Origin of the sequence: Paenibacillus zeirhizosphaerae (assembly GCF_030705605.1) — a bacterium.
GTDB classification, from domain to species: Bacteria; Bacillota; Bacilli; order Paenibacillales; family Paenibacillaceae; genus Paenibacillus; species Paenibacillus zeirhizosphaerae.
This window is the reverse complement of record NZ_JAPCKK010000018.1, coordinates 1-16648: the sequence shown is the minus strand read 5'-3', so window position 1 is coordinate 16648 and position 16648 is coordinate 1. Positions and strand designations below refer to the sequence as shown.

The 16648-nt window shown below is 51.7% G+C and carries 18 protein-coding genes; 16 read left to right on the top strand and 2 right to left on the bottom strand.

All coding sequences use genetic code 11. The features are described from left to right. Positions 1–40 precede the first annotated feature (40 nt). The gene (locus OIN60_RS15260) at positions 41–1090 is read right to left on the bottom strand and encodes a glycosyl hydrolase (RefSeq protein WP_370872505.1); all 1050 of its coding nucleotides are present in this window, start codon (positions 1088–1090) and stop codon (positions 41–43) included. Between the two features lie 400 nt (positions 1091–1490). Between OIN60_RS15260 and OIN60_RS15255 the strand changes: the two genes are divergently transcribed. Then, positions 1491–2201 carry a metal-dependent hydrolase gene (locus OIN60_RS15255; RefSeq protein WP_305755744.1) on the top strand — a complete coding sequence of 237 codons (711 nt, stop codon included), beginning with the start codon at positions 1491–1493 and terminating at the stop codon, positions 2199–2201. 88 nt (positions 2202–2289) lie between these two features. On the opposite strand, the gene OIN60_RS15250 is transcribed toward OIN60_RS15255, so the two are convergent. Next, positions 2290–3363: a M42 family metallopeptidase gene (locus OIN60_RS15250; protein WP_305755743.1), complete on the bottom strand. Its 1074-nt coding sequence runs from the start codon at positions 3361–3363 to the stop codon at positions 2290–2292. A gap of 179 nt (positions 3364–3542) precedes the next feature. On the opposite strand from OIN60_RS15250, the gene spoVAC reads away from it, so the two are divergent. From spoVAC to OIN60_RS15175, 15 genes are all read left to right on the top strand, one after another. Continuing rightward, on the top strand, positions 3543–4073 hold the full coding sequence (spoVAC, locus tag OIN60_RS15245) for a stage V sporulation protein AC (RefSeq protein ID WP_305755742.1): 531 nt from the start codon (positions 3543–3545) through the stop codon (positions 4071–4073). After that, the gene (spoVAD, locus tag OIN60_RS15240) at positions 4070–5086 is read left to right on the top strand and encodes a stage V sporulation protein AD (RefSeq protein WP_305755741.1); all 1017 of its coding nucleotides are present in this window, start codon (positions 4070–4072) and stop codon (positions 5084–5086) included. The genes spoVAC and spoVAD overlap by 4 nt, the downstream gene beginning before the upstream one ends. Before the next feature lie 5 nt (positions 5087–5091). Next, a complete protein-coding gene (gene spoVAE, locus OIN60_RS15235) occupies positions 5092–5442 on the top strand; it encodes a stage V sporulation protein AE (RefSeq protein WP_305755740.1) in 351 nt (116 codons plus the stop codon). A 179-nt stretch (positions 5443–5621) separates the two neighbouring features. Beyond that, positions 5622–6581, top strand: coding sequence for an AAA family ATPase (locus OIN60_RS15230; protein WP_305755739.1), 960 nt, complete (start codon positions 5622–5624; stop codon positions 6579–6581). 3 nt (positions 6582–6584) lie between these two features. Then, entirely contained in the window at positions 6585–7829 is a 1245-nt protein-coding gene (locus OIN60_RS15225) for a DUF58 domain-containing protein (protein WP_305755738.1), read from the top strand. Beyond that, positions 7830–10058 (top strand): DUF4129 domain-containing transglutaminase family protein, encoded by a 2229-nt coding sequence (locus OIN60_RS15220; RefSeq protein ID WP_305755737.1) that lies wholly within the window; start codon positions 7830–7832, stop codon positions 10056–10058. A 98-nt stretch (positions 10059–10156) separates the two neighbouring features. Next, on the top strand, positions 10157–10684 hold the full coding sequence (locus OIN60_RS15215) for a YqeG family HAD IIIA-type phosphatase (RefSeq protein WP_305755736.1): 528 nt from the start codon (positions 10157–10159) through the stop codon (positions 10682–10684). Beyond that, positions 10681–11808: a ribosome biogenesis GTPase YqeH gene (gene yqeH, locus OIN60_RS15210; RefSeq protein WP_305755735.1), complete on the top strand. Its 1128-nt coding sequence runs from the start codon at positions 10681–10683 to the stop codon at positions 11806–11808. Before OIN60_RS15215 ends, yqeH begins: the two co-directional genes overlap by 4 nt. Before the next feature lie 85 nt (positions 11809–11893). Beyond that, the gene (gene aroE / locus OIN60_RS15205; RefSeq protein WP_370872504.1) at positions 11894–12760 is read left to right on the top strand and encodes a shikimate dehydrogenase; all 867 of its coding nucleotides are present in this window, start codon (positions 11894–11896) and stop codon (positions 12758–12760) included. A gap of 104 nt (positions 12761–12864) precedes the next feature. Continuing rightward, on the top strand, positions 12865–13155 hold the full coding sequence (gene yhbY, locus OIN60_RS15200; RefSeq protein ID WP_305755734.1) for a ribosome assembly RNA-binding protein YhbY: 291 nt from the start codon (positions 12865–12867) through the stop codon (positions 13153–13155). A 27-nt stretch (positions 13156–13182) separates the two neighbouring features. Next, a complete protein-coding gene (nadD, locus tag OIN60_RS15195) occupies positions 13183–13767 on the top strand; it encodes a nicotinate-nucleotide adenylyltransferase (protein WP_305755733.1) in 585 nt (194 codons plus the stop codon). Continuing rightward, positions 13757–14350: a bis(5'-nucleosyl)-tetraphosphatase (symmetrical) YqeK gene (yqeK, locus tag OIN60_RS15190; protein ID WP_305755732.1), complete on the top strand. Its 594-nt coding sequence runs from the start codon at positions 13757–13759 to the stop codon at positions 14348–14350. The genes nadD and yqeK overlap by 11 nt, the downstream gene beginning before the upstream one ends. Then, positions 14351–14698, top strand: a complete 348-nt coding sequence (gene rsfS / locus OIN60_RS15185) for a ribosome silencing factor (protein ID WP_305755731.1) — start codon at positions 14351–14353, stop codon at positions 14696–14698. It begins immediately after the preceding gene. Beyond that, positions 14695–15615, top strand: a complete 921-nt coding sequence (locus tag OIN60_RS15180) for a CvfB family protein (protein WP_305755730.1) — start codon at positions 14695–14697, stop codon at positions 15613–15615. The genes rsfS and OIN60_RS15180 overlap by 4 nt, the downstream gene beginning before the upstream one ends. Positions 15616–15653: 38 nt before the next feature. Next, positions 15654–16427 carry a class I SAM-dependent DNA methyltransferase gene (locus OIN60_RS15175; RefSeq protein WP_305755729.1) on the top strand — a complete coding sequence of 258 codons (774 nt, stop codon included), beginning with the start codon at positions 15654–15656 and terminating at the stop codon, positions 16425–16427. Positions 16428–16648: the final 221 nt, after the last annotated feature.

Genomic DNA, 16648 nt, shown 5'->3' with positions numbered 1-16648 from the left:
TGGCAGGGTTTCTTTCGTCCGTTTTGTCTTTAAAAGGGGTCTATTTCGATGACGCTTCCCTGTCTTTGACGAGCTCCGGCAGCGTTAACGTTTTCTTAGCGTTCATATACGTTTTAATTTCATCGGTTGAATTTTGCTCCGTGAGCAGCTTCCCGAAGGTCATGGCATATACCCACTTGGGCTGCCTTTCAAGCACCTCCGCGCTCGGCACATCTCCATTTTCACCGATGGCGATCGGTTTGCCGCCGGCCAAGAAGAGCAAATTCCGATAGTAGGAGTCCTGAAAATCATTATCGTAAATATCAGCGGCCAATATATCTACTTTGGCAAGCCCCGGGAAAGTAGGGGCATACGGGCCCGAATGTTCATCCGGCGCGTTCGGATTCCATACCCATATCAGATTATTCAACTGATGTACATTGACGAATCTGTCATACATAATATTCCACAGTTGAGCAAAGTTCTCTTTCTTTCCCCACCAGAACCAGTCTGCATTCATTTCGTGATAAGGTCGCCACAGGACAGGAACCTTTGCATCTCGCAGCTTTTTCAAATATACGGCCGCGTCATCCAGATCGGCGATTAATTTATTATATTCCTGCGTTCCCGGAGTTACATACTTGTTAAACTGCTCCTGGGAAAGCTTGCTCTGTACATTTTTCCAGGTTCGCGCCGTTCCGGGCAAAGACTGGTGGAACGTCATGGCGACGATGCCACCCTTCCGGTCCCATTGAATGGCGGAAGCGATTACTTGATTCCGCTGTCTGGCTGTAGTCTGCGCGTTCTGATTCGAGACGGCCCCCAGCTCATAGCCGTGTAATCCGGCATAACTGCCGCTCAGGGATTTTAGCTTATTGTTCAGTTCATCCGGACTTTCCAGATAGTCATGCTGGCCTGTAATCATCTGTTTCCCTGAAATGCCTGAAAGATAGGAGAGAAGGCTGCGGACCTCCTGGGAGGCATTGGCGTTGACGGGCTGGGCTGCCGCATGAGCAGGAAGTGATTGCTGCGATTCCACAAACAAGAGAACATAAAGGAGGCATACAACGGCTGATTTCACAATCATCTTTCCCTTTCGTGGTGTTTTCACATCCATCTTCCTTTCTTCTTGAAATGGAGAAAAACTCCGAATACGCGGATTCTGATAAATATGTCTTGACTGAAATTTCCAAAACCTTAATGTCGAAATATGTATGTAGGATTAGTCTCTATATTATAACCTCTGTAAGAAGCTTGCAACTTTTACAGAAAACAATGGTACTAATGAACTACTATAATTTAACGATTTGTACAAAAAACCGCCCACAAGAGTGAGCGGTTGGTCATATAAGAGGGTTACTTCATCCATTCCGGTTCTGGCTCCGGCAAGCTTTATTTTTATGATCGAAAAGCGAACTATTGTTCTTATTTATGATTCTGTTATATAATAAAGGACGGTTTGTAATTATTAGCGGCTCTGCCCGTACAATTGAGAAAGGATGCTGTACAACATGATGGGAAGAGCCCATTTGATCATCGGTACGGGTATCTCGTTATCCGTGCTTGCGCTGACTGGACATGAAATTACGTTTGCGGCGGCAGCCGTCGCTGCTGTCGGTTCGCTGCTTCCAGACATTGATGAACCGAATTCGCTGCTGCTGACCCGTACACTTTCCGGTCGGATGCTCCGGGTGCTTCAAGTGCTTATGGTCGCCGCTGCCGGTTGGGTGCTTTTTGCGGAGGCGGTGTCCGCTCCATGGAATCTGGTTCTGGCGATACTCATCGTAGCGGCTTCGTTTATGCCCTCGCGGACGATGCGCAAGGTGATCATATTCGTGATCGGCGCAGCCATTGCGTGGTATGGCACGTCCTATGCGCCCTGGAACTACCTTGCAGGCTGTCTGCTGATGATTTGCACGGTCGTTCCTCATCGGGGGCTGACGCATACGGTCTATGGGATCGCGGCCTGGACTGCGCTTTTGTTTGGCACTACGCAGCAGTACGGAGCCAGCATTTGGCTTGCAGGCGGGATTGCGTATACGCTGCATCTGCTCTTGGATTCACTGACGAATAACGGGATACGCCCGCTGCCGCCACTGCCTTGGAAGCTGCGCTTCAAGCTGATGAGCACCGGGACGAAGAAAGGGGCAAGGGTGGAGAAGCTTGGCATCGTTTTGACGCTCATGCTGGCGATCTACGCCGTTCTGCAATCGTTCATCTAATCGTCTGCAGTGTCTCAGAACATGACAAAGGGGAGCCCCAGGTCAATGGACCTTTGGGGCATCCCCTTTGTCTTCATAATACTCTCGCTCAAGCATTTTCGATAATCGTATTCAGTGTTGTGCGATCAAGGTTTTTGACCAGTGTCACAATCAGTTCTTTAGCTGCATCGTAATCATCCGTATGAATGATGGAGGAGGAGGTATGGATGTAGCGTCCGCAAATGCCGATCACGGTGGAAGGAACTCCGCTTCCGCTAACATGAACTTGTCCAGCATCTGTGCCTCCCGGAGAAATAAAATACTGGTACTTGATTTTGTAAGTATCCGCCGTATCCTTTACGTATTCCAGCAGGCCGCGATGGGTGATCATTGTCGGATCGAACACGCGCAGCAGAGCACCCTGGCCCAGGTGCCCGAAGGCATTTTTATCCCCAGTCATATCATTGGCTGCACTGCAGTCGAGCGCAAAGAAAATATCCGGTTGAATCAGATTGGCCGCCGTGCGTGCGCCGCGCAGCCCCACTTCTTCCTGGACCGTAGCGCCTGTATAGAGGGTGTTCGGCAGCTTTTCTTTATGCACCGCTTCGAGCAATTCCATTGCAAGTCCTACGCCATAACGGTTGTCCCAGGCCTTGGCCATAATCTTCTTTGGATTCGCCAGCGGCGTGAACCTACAGACAGGTACAATCTGCATGCCTGGCACAATGCCGAGCTTTTCCACATCAGCGCGGCCGTCCGCACCGATATCCAAATACATGGCCTTCAGATCTACCGGTTTGTTGCGCGCCGCATCGTCCAGCAGGTGAGTTGGTGTAGAGCCGACTACCCCTATGACAGGACCGGCTGGTGTAATCACCTGCAGCCGCTGTGACAGCACCGCCTGGCTCCACCAGCCTCCTACAGGCTGAAAACGGATCATGCCGGTGTCGGTAATACCGTTCACGATGAATCCTACCTCGTCAAAATGGCCGGCTACCATCACCCTTGGCCCCTGATCATCTCCGCGGACAACCCCGAACAGGCTTCCAAGGTTATCCTGTACGAATTCGTCCGTATAGGCCGACATCTGCTCCTTGACCCAGGCACGGAGCGCCCGTTCATGTCCGGACACGGCCGGAAATTCGGTCAGGGTCTTGAATAACTCCAGCGTTTGTTGTTTCATGCTGCTTCACTCCCTAATTTACCAGTGGTCATCATTTTCTTTTTAGTATGCCTTTATTGAGCTTGAATGTCCACGTTTAATGCTTGCTTATCATTTTCCATTCATAAGGCTGGACAGGATTGCAAATAATGAAAATGCATTACCGCCCAAGTGCGGAATCCTTGCAGGGGGTGTTGATCATGGCAGCCAAATCCGGACCGGCCGGCACTGCTACAAAAACGGGCGGCCTGCGGCAAAAAACTACCCCGTCCTTGAATATACAGGAACAGGAGTATCAAAAAATTGCCAAAAAGCATGAGCCGGCCCGCAAAATCGTCGGTAATTGTATCCGTGCCTTTGTTGTGGGTGGACTGATCTGTGTACTGGGTCAGTTGATCCTGAACGGCTTTATGCGCGGATTTCATATGACAGCCAAAGAAGCTGGAAACCCGACCGTAGCTGTGCTGATTCTTATTTCTGTTATTTTAACCAGCATGGGCGTTTATGATAAGTTTGCCCAATGGGCCGGGGCGGGTACCGCTGTTCCGGTGACCGGGTTCGCGAACTCCATGTGCTCGGCGGCTTTGGAACACCGTTCTGAGGGCCTGGTGCTCGGCGTTGGAGCAAAAATGTTCAAACTAGCTGGGTCTGTCATCGTATTTGGAGCTGTGGCCGCTTTTATCGTAGGGATCGTGTACGCGATTCTTGGCGTAGGGGGGAATCACCTATGAAGCTTCAAGGGGGGCAATCCTGGAAGTTTGAGACGAAGCCGCGCATCAAAGGCAGCGCCACGGTGGTTGGCCCCAAGGAGGGCCAGGGGCCTTTAGGCTCCAATTTCAGCTATGTATACGATAACCTTGAAATTGATGAAAGTACATGGGAAAAGGCAGAACGGCGTCTGTTTGAACGTGCCTCTTCCCTGGCCCTCGTTAATGCCAATTTGACGAAAGAGGACGTCCAGTTTTTCATCGGCGGTGACCTGATGAACCAGATTATCAGCGCATCGTTTGCCGCGCGTAAGCTGGCGATCCCCTATATGGGCGTGTTCGGCGCTTGCTCCACTTCTATGGAAAGTCTTGCGCTTGCTTCCCTGATTGTTGACACAGGCGGGGCGAACTATTCCCTCGCGGGAACCGCAAGCCACAACTGCACGGTGGAGAAACAATTCCGGTATCCTACAGAATATGGAGCGCAAAAGCCGCCAACGGCCCAATACACCGTTACTGGCTCGGGCTGCGCTATCATAGGGCATGCCAATCAGGGGGTCATCGTGGACTGTGCGACCATTGGCAGGGTTGTGGATATGGGGCTAAAGGATCCTTTCAATATGGGCGGAGCGATGGCGCCTGCCGCAGCGGATACGATTTTGTCGCATTTTAAGGACATGGGGCGAGGCCCCGAGGATTACGACATGATTGTTACGGGGGACCTTGCTTCCGTCGGACTGCCGATCTTGAAGGAGCTGCTTAATAAGCAGGGTGTTGACACCGAAAAAACCGAAATGAACGACTGCGGCCTGATGATCTACGATAGAGAAACGCAGCCCGATGTATTCGCGGGAGGCAGCGGCTGCGGCTGTTCGGCTGTTGTTACTTACGGATATCTGCTTAAAAGGCTGGAAAAGGGAGAGCTTAACCGTATACTTGTCGTCGCAACTGGTGCGCTGTTGTCCCCTCTGTCCTATCAGCAGGGAGAAAGCATTCCGTGTATCGCGCATGCCGTTGCGCTTGAATCGGGAGGATGAAATAAATGGAATATTTATGGGCTTTTCTAGTGGGAGGAGCGATTTGTCTAATCGGTCAAATCATGATGGACGGTTTCAAAATGACACCGGCTCATACGATGGCCACGCTTGTCGTGTTTGGTGCCATTGCTGATGCCGTAGGCATTTATGATCCTTTGATTGAATTTGCGGGGGCCGGAGCGACCGTTCCGATTACAAGCTTCGGCAACCAGCTTGTTCACGGCGCGCTGACCGAGTTGGAACAAGATGGCTGGATCGGTGTGATTACAGGTATTTTCAGCCTGACAAGTGCGGGGATTTCGTCTGCCATCATTTTTTCATTCCTGGCGGCGCTAGTCATTCGCCCGAAAGGATAAACGATGATTTGCCACCTAACACCCCAATATGAACTTATCGGGGTGTTTTTGGTGTCCTTTAAAGGGGGGGATTGGAGAAAGATGACGGGACTGCCAGTGAAGCAAAGTGTACTCTGTGACCTCCATCATGTACAATAATAGGAAACATGTTGTTATTTTTTTAGGAGGTTTGCAATTTTATGCCGGTTCGCCAAGAATCCTTTCAAACGATCTCCTCAATTCGAGCCAACCTTGAATCCTGTATTCTGGGAAAATCCTTTGAAATACAATTATTAATGACAGCACTGCTTGCGGGGGGACATGTCCTGATTGAGGATGTGCCGGGCACGGGCAAGACACAAATGATTAAGGCCCTGGCCAAGTCCATGCGTGGCGATTACCGCCGCATTCAGTGTAATCCTGATATCTTGCCGAGTGATATCACCGGTGTGTCTATTTTTCACCCCCGTGACGAGCGCTTTTATTTTAGACCCGGTCCAGTGATGACCAATATTTTGCTTGCGGACGAAATCAATCGTGCAACGACCAAGACGCAGTCGGCGCTGCTGGAAGTCATGGAGGAACGAAATGTTACGGTTGACGGCGAAACACATGAGCTGCCGAATCCATTTATGCTGTGTGCCACGCAGAACCCGATTGATTTTGAAGGGACCTATATGCTGCCTGAAGCCCAGCTTGACCGTTTCATGCTGAAAATCAGCTTGGGGTACCCCGATGCGGAGACCGAAAAAAATCTGCTGCTCAGACATCGGGAAGGCCAACCTGTCGACCGTTTGCAGCCTGTTGCCCATATGGAGCAGATCGCTGCAATTCAGAAGGAAATCCGCAATGTGCATATCAGCGATGCCGTTACCACTTATCTGCTGGATATTGTCCGCGCTACCCGTGAAAATCCCACCGTCCTGCTCGGGGCCAGCCCGCGCGCCGCGCTTTCGTTTGTGATGGCGGTGAAAGCTTTTGCTTTTCTGCATGAGCGTGATTATGTGCTTCCGGATGATGTGAAGAGACTGGCTCCTTATGTACTGGCCCACCGTCTGCTGCTTCGTCCCGAAGCGCGGATGGAAAATTCCAACGCTACGGGTGTTGTACACGCCATTCTGCGCCAGGTCAACGTTCCGGTTCAGTTGGAGCGGGGATAAGCGATGAGTTCCAACCGAATGATGCGAAAGAGGAGTGGAAGATCCGGCAGGATATGGGTGTTTGCCGCGATATGGCTGGTGTGTATGCTGTACGTGCTGTTTCAGGGGGGGAAAACCTCCTTTATGCTGCTGTCCATGGTGACGCTGCTGGGTATTTACCTGTGGATCGGAAGCATGAGCGGAGTTAGCCGTGCCCAAGGGACAAGGTATCTATCCAGCGGGGCGGAATACAGTGAGACGCTGCATGCAGGAGATCAAATTCATGTCAGACTGCACCTTTCCATCCCGGGATTTTTGCCGTTGCCTTATGTGATTGTCAGAGAAGTTCTTAAGCGCCACACAGGTGAATCCTGGTCGTTTGAAGAAAGTATTATCCCGAGCATAAAAGGAAACGGGCAGCTCTCCTTTCAGACAACACCGCTGGAAAGAGGACGTTATTATTTTGCCGATACAGAGATTATCACCGAGGATATCTTCGGATTGATGGAGAACAAGGGCCTGGTAAGTGCCCCTGGGGAGTTCCGTGTTCTGCCGCGTGTCGTATTTATTCCTTATTGGCAGCTAAATAACCGCAAAACAAGGCTGGCTGGGCCCGATTCCGTCCTGACCCGGACGCGGCGGGAGACGACCCAGATCAACGGTGTGCGTGATTATGTATATGGAGATCGGCTTTCTCGTATCCACTGGAATGCTACAGCCAAAACAGGCAGCTGGAAGTCCAAGGAATTCGAGCATGAGACCGTCCCAAAAACAATGCTCGTATTGGATCATCTGTCTGCCCATTACAGATCAGGGGATCAGTTCGAGCTGGCCGTATCCACCACAGCTTCTCTTCTGGAGTTTGGCGGAAGAGAACGCATGGGAATTGGACTGTGTACAGCCGGACAAAAGGGAGTAGTGATCCAACCGAGCGAGAATGCGATGGAGCGGCAAAAAATGCTGCATCACCTGGTCGATCTGGACCTTGATCCTGCCGGAGATATGATGGGTGGCCTGGAAAGCTCCATTCGGCTGTTCCCGCAGGGCTCCTTCTTTGTACTGGTAAGTCCGATGGCGGACGAAAAAGCATTGGAAATCTTTCGCTGGGCTGACGCAAGGGGCATGATTCCATGTTATGTCCATATTAACGGTCCCGGACGTCAAGCAGGACAGGATCAGTGGATGGAAGCTGTACGCAAGAGAGGCATTCACGGATACAGTGTATCTTCGTTGCAGGAGCTTCCTGCCGTAATGGGGGGAGGAGCATAAATGAAAAAATGGCTGAATTCCCTGGTATCATCCTGGTATCATGCCTTAACCTTTTTATGGATTACGCTAATTGCCGTCCAATGGCTGTCTTTTACATCAACCATTTGGTTTGCGGAAACCAACGCGCTTGTACTTACAACGCTGGTTACGCTGGCTGCGATAGAAATTTTGCTTCCTAACAAACCGGGGTGGAAGCTTGGCGCGAAAGCCGTGGCAGTCTTTATTATCCTGTACAGAACGCTCAGCTCCTATTCCATACTTGCAAATTCGGGTACAGCCGGAAGCCGGATGAGGGAGTTTATCGACAATCTCACCCCGTATATCTGGTTTTCACTGATTGCCTGGCTGCTCCTGGAGCTTATTCCGCTTGTCGTGATCACCAGGCAGCGAATCCTTGTTTTTCTCGGAATCAATATTATTGCCTTTGGCATATTGGATTCTTTTACACCTTCTATACTATGGGAGGAAGTAGCCTGGACCGTATTTGCCGGGATGGGCTGGCTTGTTTCGAAGCATTTTCAGAGCTTCAGCCTGCGTTATCCTCAAGGCTGGAAATATCTCCGGCGCTCCCCGTTCAAGATTGCAGCCAACATTGCCATCATCTTTTCATTGGTGATTGTCGCGGGCGTCAATATGCCGGAAGTTCCTCCGACCCTAACAGATCCTTATACGGCTTGGCGGAAATACAGTGGCACTGCTGAGGTTACAATGGCCGGTGGGGCTGGAACGCTGAATCAGCAGATGAATACCGAATCAGGATACAGCAGGCAGGATAATCAATTGGGCGGGGGCTTTAATTTCGACTACTCACCGGTGATGAATGTGGTTACAAGCCAGCGCAGCTACTGGCGCGGAGAGACCCGCAGAATATACACAGGCACAGGGTGGGTGGAAGATGCGAACCGGAGAAGCGACTTTGACACCGTCCAGGCAAATCAGGAGCTAGATAATGAAGACCACCCTGCGATCGAGACGGAACAAGTGGTTCAGACCATAAATATGGCCGGTGAGGAGTCCTATCCGGTCCTGTTCGGTGCTTATTCGATTAACCGTGTACAATCGGTTGATGGCGGCACGAATACCGACTGGCTTAGCTGGAAATCGGAGCAGTCGGAAATGTACTGGAATTCTGCGCGGCGGGGTAATCCTTTTCCACGGACCTATACCATCATCTCCGAGGTGCCGATTGTGCCTGAAAGTGAGCTGCGCAAGCAGACCTTCGATGCTCTGTATTCCGGCCGTCAAATCGATGAGTATGTGCAAATGCCGGATGATTTCCCGAAACGTGTAACGGATCTGGCGCGGCAAATCACGGAGTCGGCGGATACGCCTTACGAGAAGGTTGGACTGCTGCAGCAGTATTTGCAGCAAAACTTTTCCTACACGAATAACCCGGATGTATCGCGGGCGCAAAGCGATGATTTCGTGGAAAGCTTTCTGTTTGATATTCGGGAGGGATACTGTGATTACTACTCCACCTCGCTCGTTATGATGTCCCGTTCTCTCGGGATTCCTGCACGCTGGGTTAAAGGCTACGCACCCGGACAGCAGGTATTCCTTGACGATACCCAGGCGGTAACGGATGAAGAGAATATGACAGCCTACGCGGTCTCCAACGCGGATGCCCATTCCTGGGCTGAGGTATATTTTGGCGACTATGGCTGGATTCCGGTCGAGGCGACGCCGGGATTTGATATGCCGCTGCTGACACAGCAGGAGGAAGTTGAGCCTGTAATTGCGCCCGAGGTGGAGGAAGAACAGCCTGAGCAGCAGGAACAGGAGACCGGTCCCGCAGAGACGAACGATGAAATGGCGATTAATGCGGGCTTTGTGTGGGCAGCCGGTGCGGTATTAATGCTATGGGCAGGATATATCGTATGGAGAAACCGCATAGCTTTGCATTTCTATATGCTTCATCTTCGCACAGGCAGACCGCTTACGCCTGGCGAGAAGGTGGTTGTCGAAACTGAGCGCTGGCTTCGCTACCTGCAGCGGAAAGGCTGGAGGCGGGGAAGCAATGAAACGTTGCGTGAATCGATCACGCGGTGGGAGCAGGATACTCCTCGGCTGTCGCCGGTGCTGAGGCAGCTTCTGCAGGTGTTCGAGAAGGCAAGATACAGTCCTTCAACCGTCTCGGAAGAGGACTGGATCGCTGTGCGGAAAGCTGCGGCAGAGCTACGTGTTGCCACGAAATCGACCCAAACTCATGTCCAGGCCGGACCCGGCTGACAGAGCTGCTGTAAGCCGTCCGCATGCCTTGCGGACGGCTTTTTACTAACTTCCAAGATTATGGTATAGTTTGCTGTATGAAACAGAGGTGAACGAGTTTGTTTGAAATGTTTATGCCCCGGCTGCGGGTGGATACTGTATTTGATATTGACCTTGACAGCTTGTATGCGCAGGGGTACAAGGGAATTATTACCGACCTGGACAATACGCTTGTTGGAGCCAAGGAGCCTAACGCTACGCCTGAGCTTGTCATATGGTTTGAGAAGGTGAAGAAGGCGGGCTTTAAGTTGGTCATTGTGTCGAATAACAATATGAATAGGGTGTCCTTGTTTGCGACTCCGCTCGATATTGAGTTTATTCACGGTGCCCGCAAACCGTCCAATGCTCCATTTCGCAAAGCGATGAACATGATGGGGCTTACCCCGGAGCAGACGATTGTCGTAGGGGATCAGATGATGACGGATGTGTTCGGAGGCAACCGCCTCGGGCTGCACACGGTCCTTGTGCTCCCGATTTCTCTGAACGATGAAGGCTGGACAACCCGTATCAACCGGCGGCTGGAGCGGATCGCCCTGTCACAGCTTCGCAGGAAAGGGATTTGGAATGAGGAGGAAGAAAAGAAATGACAGAAATATCTGACGGCCTGCAAGCCGTCAAATGCAGCGGCTGTGGAATCCGGCTCCAAACAGTGCAGCCAGAGCTTCCGGGATACGTTCCCGAGAAAGCGCTCGACAAAGAACCGGTGATATGCCAGCGCTGCTTCCGTATTAAAAATTACAACGAATCGTCTTCCGTAACGGTCGACCAGGACGAATTTCTCGCCCTGCTTAGCCGCATCGGTGACAAAGACGCACTCGTTATTCATATTGTTGATCTCTTCGACTTTGAAGGAAGCCTCATCTCGGGGCTTCAGCGTTTTGTGGGAAGCAACCCGGTTCTGCTGGCAGTTAACAAGACCGATCTGTTGCCGAAGGTAACGAACTGGAACAAGATCCGGAATTGGATACAGAAGCAGGCTAAGGAGCAAGGGCTGCGCACGACCGATATCGTGCTGTGCAGCGCGAAGAAGAATCACGGGTTTGACCGCCTGCTGGAAGCGGTGGCTGAGCAGCGCGGCAACCGTGATGTCTATGTTGTCGGCGCGACGAATGTCGGTAAATCCACTTTCATTAATCGTCTGATTCGTGATTACAGCGATATGGAGCAGGAATTGACAACTTCGCGTTATCCCGGAACGACGCTGGATATGGTCAATATCCCGTTGGACGATGGGCACTTCATTATTGATACCCCAGGAATCGTCTATCCTTGGCGCTTCAGTGAAATCGTCTCACGGAAGGATTTGGCTGCTGTCATGCCTGACAAGCCGCTGAAGCCGGCCGCCTATCAGTTGGACTCCGGGCAAACGTTGTTTTTTGGCGGTATGGCGCGCTTTGATTTTATTGAAGGAGCTCATCAATCCTTTACCTGTTATATCGGCGGAGGGCTGAAGATTCACCGTACCAAGCTGGACAAGGCTAATGATTTATACGCGAATCATGTCGGGGAGCTTCTGTCTCCTCCTTCAAAGGAAGATGCGGACGCGATGCCCGAATGGACGAGACATGAATTCAGAATTCCCAAGGGATCTGAATCGGATATTTATATATCCGGTTTGGGATGGATTAAGGTGAACGGGAACAGCGGGGCGCTGGTGGCTGTGCACGCGCCGCGTGGTATCCGCGTATTAGTGCGCCCTTCACTGATCTAGCCCGGCCGGTATGCTGCATGGCGGTATGGAACGGCTGTTCCTACCGCCGTTCATACTTTAGGCATGAAGGGAAGACGTAATAGCCATGATGAGTACTGCAAACCATACCAAAGACAAAGGCCCTGTGCTGCTGGGAGTCATCGGTGATCCGATTGCGCATTCCAAGTCTCCGGTCATGATGGCGGCTGCGTTTGGGGCGGCTGGTATCGCGGGGGAATACAGACGGCTACATGTCAAATCCGATCAATTGGAAGAGACGCTGAGGGATATCCGCGGGCAGGGCTTTCTTGGAATCAATGTGACGATCCCGCACAAAGTTGCCGTTATGGATTATCTGGATGAGCTTGATGAGTCAGCGAAGAAAATCGGAGCTGTGAATACGATTGTGCATGCAAACGGCAAGCTGAAGGGATATAATACAGACGGAGCAGGTTATGTGCGTTCCTTACGGGAAGAGGCTGTTTCCGACCTGACGGGCAAGACGGTGATGCTGCTTGGCGCCGGGGGCGCGAGCAGGGGAATCGTGTATGCGCTGCTTCAGGAGCGGCCGAAGCGGGTCATCATCGTTAACCGGACGGAAGACAAGGCTAGACAGCTTGCTGGTGAATATAGCGCGGAGATACCGGTTGAAGGGTATTCCATGGAGCAGGCACGTGAGCTTCTTCTCGGCGTAGATATATTGATCAACACCACCTCGGTTGGTATGCATCCGCAGACGGAGGATATCCCCTTGCCGGTAGATATTATCCCGGAAGGGATCGTTGTCAGCGATCTGATTTACAATCCGCTGGAAACCAAGCTGCTTCGTGAAAGCAGGCTGCTGCGGGGATGTAAGGTGCACGGCGGCCTCGGCATGTTCGTGTACCAGGGGGCGATTGCTTTCGAATACTGGCTTGGCTTTCGGCCGGACGTACAGGTTATGCGCCAGGCTGTGCTGGATAGCCTGACCTAAGCTGTGCGTCTTATTTATTTAACTAATTTGCTAATTGAGAGAGGCTGCGATTCAGGTGCGGCATTTAACCGTTACCGAACAGCCGTGAAGGAGTATATATTATTATGTTAACAGGCAAGCAAAAGCGTTATCTGCGCTCGCTGGCGCATCATCTGGATCCTGTGTTCCAGGTAGGGAAAAACGGCACGAATGATCACCTCATTCGTCATATTAATGACGCAATTGAGAAGCGCGAGCTGATGAAGGTGTCTATCCTGAACAACAATCTGGATGACAAGCACGAAATTGCCGAGGAATTAGCCGGCAAGACCGGATCGGAGCTGGTGCAGATTATCGGCAGCACGATTATCCTTTACAAGGAATCCCGTGATAACAGGCAGATCGAGCTTCCATAATAGCGTATCTGGGATAAAGGTGGAGCTATGAGAATCGGAATTATGGGTGGAACATTCGATCCCATTCATATAGGGCATATGCTGGCTGCTGAAGCGGCATATGATGCTTTTCAACTGGATAGGGTATGGTTTATGCCTTCCCATATTCCTCCGCATAAACAGGGGGCGGGCGCAACAGGCGAGGAGCGGCTGCAGATGGTGAGGGAAGCCGTTCATGGAAATGCTGCGTTTGAGGTAATTGATGTGGAAATCCGCAGGGGCGGCGTATCCTACACGTTCGAGACCATTAGGGAGCTGCAGGAACTGCATCCCGGCATTCAGTTCTATTTCATTATCGGCGCCGACATGGTGAACTATCTTCCACACTGGGAGCATATCGAAGAGTTGGCGCAAAGACTTGTGTTTATCGGGGTAAGAAGGCCGGGCTACGAGCTCGCACTTCATGAGCTACCCGCTTTCCTGCATGACAGGGTGGTGCTGGCCGAGATGCCGGTCGTCGATATCTCCTCAACAGACATCAGAGAGCGCATAGCTGCCGGACATTCCGTCCGTTACATGGTGCCTGATCAGGTGTTTGAATATATTACAAGGGGAAGCATGTATGAAATATAGCCGCGAGAAGCTGATCGAGATCGTATCCGGCCAGATGCCGGAAAAACGCTGGCAGCATACACTTGGCGTGATGCACACCGCCACCCAGTTGGCAGAAAAGTATGGAGCCGACCCCGTTAAGGCGGATTTGGCAGCGATTTTGCACGATGTAGCCAAATATTGGCCTGTCCAGGAAATGAAAGACGTCATTGAGGAAAGCGGCGAAAGCAACAAAGAGCTGCTGCAGCATGACAAGCAGCTTTGGCACGCCGAGGTAGGCTTTATCGTAGCACGCAGAGACTACGCTGTGGAGGATTCCGAGGTGCTGAATGCGATCCGCTGGCATACTTCGGGCAGAGAAAATATGAGCCTGCTGGATAAAGTGGTGTGTCTGGCCGATTACATGGAGCCCGGAAGAGACTTTCCTGGTGTGAATAATATCCGCGAACTGGCTCAACATAGCCTTGAAGAGGCGCTGGTGGCCGGCTTTGATTCGACGATTTCGCTGCTGCTCACGCAGCGGAAAATCATTTACCCGCTAACAGTATTATCGCGCAATAATCTGGTACAACAATTAAAAATTCAATCTCTTGGAGGTTTGTGAATGACAATAAAGCCAAATGAACTTTTACAGCTTGCGGTTAACGCCGCCGATGACAAGAAAGCGATGAATATCGTGGCGCTTGACCTGCGCGGCATCTCCCTTGTGGCAGACTATTTTATGATTTGCCACGGGAACTCGGATACTCAGGTACAGGCGATCGTTACCGGGATTCGCAAAGAGGTGATGGAAAAGGGTGGAATCGTGAAAGGGATCGAAGGCATGGATTCGGCACGTTGGGTCCTGATTGATCTGGGCGATGTAATCGTACACGTATTCCACCGTGATGAGCGTGAATACTACAATATCGAAAGACTCTGGTCTGATGCCAAAGTAGTGGAGACGGTATGAATTTGATTGCTGGAACAATAGTCAACATCATGGTGGATCGCGAGGTATCACCTTACGGTTACTTTCTCAGCTATGGCGATCAGGATGTGCTGCTGCATTATACGGAGCTGACGCGAAAAATCGAAATTGGCGACCGGTTGGACGTCTTTATCTTTTATGATACGGAGGACCGGCTTGCCGCTACGATGAAGAAGCCTTATCTGACACTAGGCGAAATGACCAGGCTGGAGGTGGCGGACGTTCATCCGCGGCTGGGCTGCTTTCTCGAAATGGGACTCGGACGTCAGCTCCTGCTGCCGATCCGGGAATTGCCGGAAAACCGGGATTTGCATCCAAAGGTGGGCGACCATGTTTTTGCCATCATGGAGCATGACAAACAGGGAAGACTGCGCGCCAAGCTGGCGGGGGAGCAGGAACTGTCTCCATTGACCTTCCACGCGCCGGAATCCTGGATCAATACATGGGTTGAAGCGACGGTGTACAAGCCCTTGCAAATGGGTACCTTTGTGCTGGTAGACGGCGGTGTGCTCGGATTCGGCGCGATCGGCATGATTCATGCCTCCGAGCGCAGCCGGATGCTGCGGCTGGGTGAGACGGTCAAAGCGAGAGTCACGCATGTCCGGGAAGAGGATGGGCGTGTGAACCTAGCCATGGCTCCGCGCAAGGAAGTGGGACGCATGGAGGATTCCGAGCGTCTGCTTGAATTTTTGAAGGAGCGGCCGGGAGGCGGTATGCCATACTCTGACCAAACGCCGCCTGACATTATCAAGCAGCGCTTCGGGATCAGCAAATCGGCGTTCAAGCGGGCTCTCGGCAAGCTGATGAAGGAAGGTCTGATTGTACAGAAGGAGAACTGGACCTATTTGCAAGAGAAAATGCCGATGGAGCAGAGTAACCAGGATCATCAGAAGCAGTAAAACAGCTCTGTGCAGGAAATGGAAAGTGCGGTGTGAACATGTCTTCTTACCGGAAGTTTGCTTATGTATACGATGAATTAATGGAGGATATGCCCTATCCGGATTGGCTTCGTTTTGCAAGACAGGTATGGGAGAAGCACGGGATGCCCCATAGTGTGGCCGAGCTTGGTTGCGGTACCGGGGCTATCACGATCCCGCTTGTCAATTCGGGCTTTGAGGTTACAGGTATTGATCTCTCTGCAGATATGTTGGCCGTCGCCCGCAGCAAGATGGAGGCGACTTCCCAGGGTAGGAGATTATTCCGGGAAGGCAGCGTCCGTTGGTTGCAGCAGGACATGCGGGACTGGAGGCTGCCGGAATCGGTCGATACGGTTATTTCTTTCTGCGATTGCCTGAATTATTTGCTGGAGGAAGAGGATATCACCCGTGTTTTCCGCAGGACCTATGAAGGCTTGAAGCCTGACGGGACTTTTCTATTCGATGTGCATCACCCGAATACGTTCAGGCGTTATGCTGAAGAGCAGCCATTCGTGCTGGATGAACGTTCGATCTCTTACATTTGGACATGTGACCTGGATGTGCAGCGCTGTGAAATTGAGCACCGGTTGAGCATTTTCGCGCGTGCGGAGTCGGAAGGGCGCAATCTGTACGAGCGGTTCGAGGAATTGCATGTGCAGCGGGCCTATGATCCGGAATGGATGAGAACGGAGCTGGTCAAGGCGGGCTTTCGCGAGGTTCAGATCTATGCCGATTTTGAATGGGTGGAGGCGGGGGATGACGCTTCAAGGCTGTTCTACGTTGCAGTAAAATAAAGTTGAACGCAGGGGTGTCCTATGATGTGGGCACCTCTTCTACGTTCTGAGACGCTCCGAGAACGAAGCATTCCTGCAATCGCTGTTGACCCTCCGGCTAGAGTAAAGGGCAGGGATTCCTGCCCCTCCTCATCAAACCGTACGTGAGGTTTTCCCTCATACGGCTTTCCGATGCTCGTCATTCATGGGCATGCAGATTACAAAAGCGTTCTAAGTCCATG